We start from the raw sequence: 6,384 nt of genomic DNA on the forward strand, positions 1-6,384 counted from the left end.
CGCCTCCGGGCGATGGATGATTTGGGCCATGAATTCCGGGTCGATGACGATGAGGCTGCCCACCAGAATGCCCGCGACCAGCAGAACATAGAGCGCGCCCACGCAGATGACCAGGGTGAGGACGGTGGACAGGTTGTAGTAGAACACGACCTGAGCCCGACGGCCTCTAACCGGTCTGTCCCAGAGGCCGTTGACGGTCAGCAGCCACCCCACCATCACCGTGATCGCGATGAGGCCGATGGAGATCAGCCGCAGCGTCGACAGATGGTGCGACATCTGCCATATCGAGCTGTAGAAGATGCCGAATGCACCGGTCGCCGAGGCTGCAGCCAGGGCGCGGGAGAGCTTCCGGGCCATGCGCAGCGGTTCATTGGCCATGGTCATGCCCAAAACGAGCCGGGTGCCGCCGGTGAAGGTGTGCGCATGCAGGGCGCGGCGTCCGGAACCGGTACGGCTCGACCACTGCCCCCACCTCGGCAGACTGTGCTTTGGGGCCGTGTGACCGTCGGGCAGCAGCTGATTCGTGCAGCTCATGAAGATCTTGAGCAGGCGACGTCTGGTGGTCAATGCTCCGAGGGTGGGATTCGAGACGACAGCGACCTGTCGGTCCGGCAGCACCTCGGCGATGAGGGGTTTGTCCTGAGTGTGCCGAGGGATGTCTGTGAACATGATGACGAGGTCAGCGCTGGGGTATCTCTCCATAATCGTGTCGAGAGTCGACATGTCCAACTGATGATCGGCTTGGACCCGGATGATCTCGGTACACGTATCGACATGGACATCAACATCGAAGCTGTGTCGCAGCAGCTGTTCGAATTCGTCCTTGATCGCCGCAACCCGGCGACTTGGCGGGCCGGGATCAGCGATGAGCAGCAGATGCATCGCAACGGAGCTTTCGTCCATGGTGTCCTCCACTGGTCGGGGGCCTGGCGGATCGCCGACATTCCCACTCTCGCAGTGATCGGGGTGATTGAACAGAGACGGTCCCGACTTCGGGCAACTCCACACCGGTCACCCAGTGCGTACTGATGTCCGCTGAAGCCGGTGGGTCACGTATTCTGGGGAGAATAGATCACCCTAGTGTGAGTACGGCGCAGCTCTTCGGCAGCTGCGGCAGCGCGAGTGAAGGAGAGTGCGGCATATGAGCGTTCTGGTGACCGGAGGAGCCGGGTACATCGGCTCCCACGTAGTGCGGCTGCTGTCCGAACGCGGCGATGACGTCCTCGTCGTCGACGACCTCTCCACCGGGATCGAGGCTCGCGTCACCGGCCTGCCCATCGTCAGCCTGGATCTCGCCGCCTCCGATGCCGAGGACCGCCTCGTCGCCGCGATCGAGGACCACTCGGTCGACTCGATCATCCACTTCGCTGCGAAGAAACAGGTGGGGGAGTCCGTCGAGCAGCCCATCATGTACTACCGCCAGAACATCGGCGGGCTGACGAACGTCCTCGCCGCCGCCGAACGCACCGGCATCGAATCCCTCGTCTTCTCCTCCTCGGCCGCGACCTACGGCATGCCCGATGTCGAGATGGTCGGTGAGGACCTCGACTGCCGACCGATCAACCCCTACGGTCAGACGAAGCTCATCGGCGAATGGATGATCGACAATGCGATCACCTCGGCGAGCATGCGGGGACAGAAGTTCAACGCGGTCAAGCTGCGCTACTTCAACGTCGCCGGAGCCGGCTGGCCGGAGCTCGCCGACACCGCCGTGATGAACCTCATCCCGATCGTCCTCGGGCGCATCGCCGACGGCAAGGCACCCATCGTCTTCGGCGACGACTACGACACCGCCGACGGCACCTGCATCCGTGACTACGTCCACGTCAAGGATCTCGCCGAGGCGCACATCGCCGCGCTCGACTACATGAAGTCCGGCGCCACCTCGGAGACGGTGTTCAATGTGGGCACCGGCACCGGTGCATCGGTGAAGGAAGTCATCGACGCCATCGCCGAGGCGACCGGCCGTGAGATCGTGCCCGAAATGGGCGAGCGTCGCGCCGGTGACCCACCCGCACTCGTCGCCGATGTCTCCCGCATCGGTGCACTGTTGAGCTGGAAGGCCGAGTTCGACCTCGACGACATCGTGGCCAGCGCCGTCGAAGCGGCAGGGATGCTGCCGGAACGGACCAGTGACTGAGCTCGAAGCCTCGGCGAGGTGCGCCCTCGACTGGGTGCGCAGCAGATCTGAGCGCGACGCTCACAGATGCAGTCGCTTGGCGAGTTCGAGGCGGACCTCCCGGCCCCGGGCAAGCTGCAGCAGCACCAGAGCGAGGATGCTGAGGCCACCGCAGACAGCCGACGGCAGCGGGTATGTGACCCAGTCGAGGGCGAGGAACACGATGGGTGCCAGACCCAGCACCGCCGCCAAACCGCTGTAGAGGATGTGCTCCGTGGCCTCGAGGCGCATCGCCCAGACCGTGATCAGCAGAGCAGCAATGGAAGAGGCACAGACGATCGGCAACGCATAGGTCAGCGACCAGGCACGCCAGCCGGTGAGATAGTCCCAGTACACGCAGACCAGACTGATCAGGACGACCAGGTAGACGGTGCCCTTGGCGACATTGCGGCGTTTGCGCACTGCCATGAGAACCACGAGCCACATGGCGGTGACCCCCAACCAGCCGGAGCGAAGGACTCCGAAGCCTTCGGGCCGATGGCCAAGTAGGAGCTGGGCGCCCAAGGACGCAGCGATCACGGCGAGCGAGGTCAGGAACAGTATCCTGAGCAGCCGTCGCCTCGAGAACGTGAGGGGAACTGTCGGCAGCGGGCTCGGAACCGCCTCGCCCCCGGCCGGGGCCGCACACAGAGGGCAGCGGGTCCAATCACCCTCGATGACGACGGAGCACTCGGGGCAGCGTCTCATGACTGCCCCTCCGCGATCTCATCCTCGGTGACTCGTTCCGCTGCGACCGTGACATCGATCCCCGCGGCGGTGAGCATCCGAGCGAATTCCCTGATGTGGTCGGTCTCCGTGAATGGCGAGGTGAAGCTGACGGTGAGCAGCCCGGCGTGGGAGGTCGCGCAGAACTGCGGGCGGACTGCGGAGACATGGAACAGAACGCGCCCCACATGTGATTCGGCCGGCTCGGGCAGGCCTATGCGACCCAGGTTCGAGACGGCGACGCTCAGACCGCGGTTGTTGTGCCTGTTGACGAGTCCGAGGATCACATCCTTGAGTGGGCGCGGCACGATCCTCAACCCGGGCATCCGCTCGACTCGGATGAACCACCGCAGCTTCTTCTCCAGCGCTTCCTGGGTCGCCTGGGGCAGGAACTGGCTCTCGAGCTGTTTGCAGATCGAGCTGAGATCGTCCTCTCCTTGGCCGTAGGTGTGTTCCACGCGGACGGTTGCGAAGAAGTTCCGGGCTGACGCTGAGGGAAAGAACTGGCGCAGATTCACCGGCACCGAGGCGGCCAGAGTCCGGGCCTGTCCCAGACCGCCCGAGGATATGCGAATGGACTCGAAGAACAGCGCCGTCAGGTACATCGTGAGCGAGACATCGGCGGCTCGCGCAAGCCCGAGCACAGCATCCGTGGGCATGGTGAGCTCGACAGCGCGCGTGCGGTTGTCCGGGGTGCGGGTTCCTCTGACCCGGTGGACCTTCTTATCCGCCGAACGACGCAAGCGGCTGATCTTCCAGCGATCAGCAGGCGACTGGGCGCTGTCAGCGACGGTGAATGTGGCCGGTGTGGCCGCACGGCTGAAAGCGGAGCCGGAAGCGGGCGACCGAGACCCTCGACGGAAGTGATGCGCGAAGCTGTCGATGTTCAGGCCATGTGTCGGCTCAGTCGGCGCCTCGTCGGTTTCGCTCGCGCCTTCGAGCGGCGGATTCCGGTCGGAGTCGGGGTGCCGCAGCCTGATGTATGCGTTCACCAGGTCGGAGAGGAACCACGCCGCACCGGTGCCGTCGGAGAGCGCGTGGAAGACCTCGACGCTGATCCGCCGGCGATGGTAGACTACGCGGAACAGCAGGTTGCGCCGACCCGCCTGGTAGATGGGTGCACACGTGGGCTGCTCATCCGCGGTGACCTGCGGGCGCAGGTCACTGTCCTGCAGGTAGTACCAGAACAGGCCGCTCTGCAGCACCGCGTGGTAGAGCCGGTACCGGTCATATGTCTCGTCCAGCGCCTGCTGCAGCAGCCGGGGGTCCACCTCGTGATCCACCTCGGCGCTGAGGCGGAAGACCTTGGGATCCGCGGCGCTGCGAGCGGCGAGGAAGATGTTGGAGGCGTTGTCGAGCCGTACCCAGTCCCGGTGGGTCATTTCGCCTCCTGGGCGGGCTGCTCGCCCTCGCCGGTGTCATCGTCGAGGAACGCGTTGATCACCTCATAGGCTTCCTGGACGGACTGGGAGAACCTGGGCAGCGAGATGAAGCCATGCAGCGCTCCGGGCACTCGGTGGATCCGCACCGCGTTGCCGGCATCGTCGAGGGCGCGCCCGTAGGCCTCGCCCTCATCGCACAGCAGATCCAACTCCGCAGTGATCACCAGGGTCGCCGGTTGGCCGGAGAGGTCGGCTGCCAGCAGCGGAGCGACACGTGGGTTGCGCCGCTGCTGACGGTCGGGAACGTAGAGATCGAAGTAGTCTTCTACCTCGGCGTTGGTGAGTCGATAGTCCCCACCGTGGCTGCGCACCGAGGCGAACGGGGAGGTCTTCGGGTCGTGGTCCCAATGTGTCACCGGATAGAGCAGGATCTGTCGGTTCGGTGGGCGATGTCCGCGTTCTCGCAGCAGCAATGAGATGACAGCAGCGAGGTTTCCTCCGGCGGAATCCCCGACCAGGATGATCTGGTCGGCGTCTGCGGCACCCACCCGACGCGGTTCGTCGAGCAGCAGTCGGGCGACGCCGTAGCAGTCCTCCAGACCCGCCGGGAACGGGTGCTCCGGCGCGAGCCTGTAGTTGACGGAGGCGACGGCGCAGCCGGTGAGGTCCGCCATTCTGGCACACGCCGGAGTGTACGTCTCGATGTCTCCGGTGACCCAGCCGCCGCCGTGGAAGAAGACGAGGACATCCTCGCGCCGCTGTTCTTTCGGCTGGAAGATCCGGACAGGGACGTGCGAGTCGTCGCCGGACAGGGGCTGCCAGCGCGAGGTCCGATACGGTGGCATCAGCAGCGCGGCGAGTCGGCGCTGCATCCGACGGACCTTCTCGTAGTCCTCACGCATGTTGAGCCGGGGTGCGGCGAACAGGCGCAGCACTGCCCGAGACAGTCTGTTCACGGCCGGGAGTCGACTCTGGGAGGGGATTCTTCCATGCCCCCAGCTTAGAGGCAGGTCAGTCGGGTGTCCGCGCCACGATGAGGTGGCGAGTGGAGTGTGCGACGAACGACTCGCCTCGGCGGAGTCGAGCATCGAGTTCTCGCAGCTGGGGCAGGTAGTCCTCGACGCTGAAGTCCGGCACCCACCAGGGGCATTTGCGCAGGATCCAGATGACGGCGCCGATATCGTAGAACTCCATGCGGCAGCGCGCAGTCCGAAGCGTTTCGAGTGCGAGTCCGGCCGCCTCGGCGTCATGGACCTCTGTGTCGGGGTGGCGGCTCCTGCGATTTGCCGACTGGGGTCCGAGGAAGAACTCAATGAGTTCGAACGCCGAGGCAGGTCCGACGTGCTGAGCGAAGTAGGTGCCTCCGGGCACCAGGACCCGCGCGATCTCCGACCACACTGGTCGCACCGGATGGCGAGAGCTGACCAGGTCGAAGCTGCCGTTGGCGAAGGGAAGTTTCTCGGGACCGGACTCGACGACATCGACCCTGCGCGGGCCCAGGCGCTTCCGGGCGCGGGCGACGTTGGGCGGATGGGCCTCGGTGGCGGCCATACGAGGTGGCAGCAGCGGAGCTTCGGCGATGACCTCACCACCGCCGGTGTCGATGTCGAGGGCGGCGCTTGCAGTGGACAGGCGCTGGGCGAGGAGTTGGGCGTAGCCCCACGGCGGCCGTTGTTCTGTGGCGCGACCGTCGAGCCAGGAGAAATCCCACCCTGTGACATCGGCTGCCTGTGCCTCGGAGACCAGTGTGTCGAAGGTGCGCATAGTGCAATCGTTGCCTATGCGTCGAGTGCTTGTACAGGCGGTCCTGCGAAATCAGCGGCAAGCCAGGCCCCCACCTCTGTCGCGAGTGACGACGGTGCTTCGGCGGGCACGTGATGCCCAGCTCCCGGGAACCGAGTGGCGAAATGACCAGTTGAAACCTCGCGATTTGACCAATGGAAAGCTCGCGAAATGACCAGTGGTCGCCAAATCACCAGTCCATCCAATGCTCATGTCGGACCGCCTCGGCGGATGTTGCGGAGTGTGAAACTCAGCGCGCATGGTGCAGATTCTTAGCTGACGGGTGGTCACAAAACGGACCATAAGCGGCATGATGGCCTTATGACCACAGATATG

Annotated in this window: 6 protein-coding genes; 1 reads left to right on the forward strand and 5 read right to left on the reverse strand. The window is 64.9% G+C overall.

Features of this window, described 5'->3' with window-relative positions; genetic code table 11:
• Nucleotides 1–903: hypothetical protein (locus L0G76_RS13265; protein WP_304357649.1), on the reverse strand; the 903-nt coding region annotated here is incomplete at its 3' end.
• Between the two features lie 238 nt (nucleotides 904–1,141).
• Between L0G76_RS13265 and galE the strand changes: the two genes are divergently transcribed.
• Nucleotides 1,142–2,140, forward strand: coding sequence for a UDP-glucose 4-epimerase GalE (galE, locus tag L0G76_RS13270; RefSeq protein WP_304357650.1), 999 nt, complete (start codon nucleotides 1,142–1,144; stop codon nucleotides 2,138–2,140).
• Between the two features lie 60 nt (nucleotides 2,141–2,200).
• On the opposite strand, the gene L0G76_RS13275 is transcribed toward galE, so the two are convergent.
• Genes L0G76_RS13275 through L0G76_RS13290 form a run of 4 tightly spaced genes read right to left on the reverse strand, consistent with a single transcriptional unit; the run spans nucleotide 2,201 to nucleotide 6,030 of the window.
• The gene (locus L0G76_RS13275) at nucleotides 2,201–2,866 is read right to left on the reverse strand and encodes a DUF6320 domain-containing protein (protein ID WP_304357651.1); all 666 of its coding nucleotides are present in this window, start codon (nucleotides 2,864–2,866) and stop codon (nucleotides 2,201–2,203) included.
• The gene (locus L0G76_RS13280) at nucleotides 2,863–4,266 is read right to left on the reverse strand and encodes an alcohol acetyltransferase (protein WP_304357652.1); all 1,404 of its coding nucleotides are present in this window, start codon (nucleotides 4,264–4,266) and stop codon (nucleotides 2,863–2,865) included. Before L0G76_RS13280 ends, L0G76_RS13275 begins: the two co-directional genes overlap by 4 nt.
• The gene (locus L0G76_RS13285) at nucleotides 4,263–5,222 is read right to left on the reverse strand and encodes an alpha/beta hydrolase (protein ID WP_304357653.1); all 960 of its coding nucleotides are present in this window, start codon (nucleotides 5,220–5,222) and stop codon (nucleotides 4,263–4,265) included. Before L0G76_RS13285 ends, L0G76_RS13280 begins: the two co-directional genes overlap by 4 nt.
• 55 nt (nucleotides 5,223–5,277) lie before the next feature.
• A complete protein-coding gene (locus L0G76_RS13290) occupies nucleotides 5,278–6,030 on the reverse strand; it encodes a class I SAM-dependent methyltransferase (protein ID WP_304357654.1) in 753 nt (250 codons plus the stop codon).
• Between the last annotated feature and the right edge of the window lie 354 nt (nucleotides 6,031–6,384).

This window comes from Brevibacterium picturae (assembly GCF_030453725.1).
In the GTDB taxonomy this organism is placed as follows: Bacteria; Actinomycetota; Actinomycetes; order Actinomycetales; family Brevibacteriaceae; genus Brevibacterium; species Brevibacterium sandarakinum_A.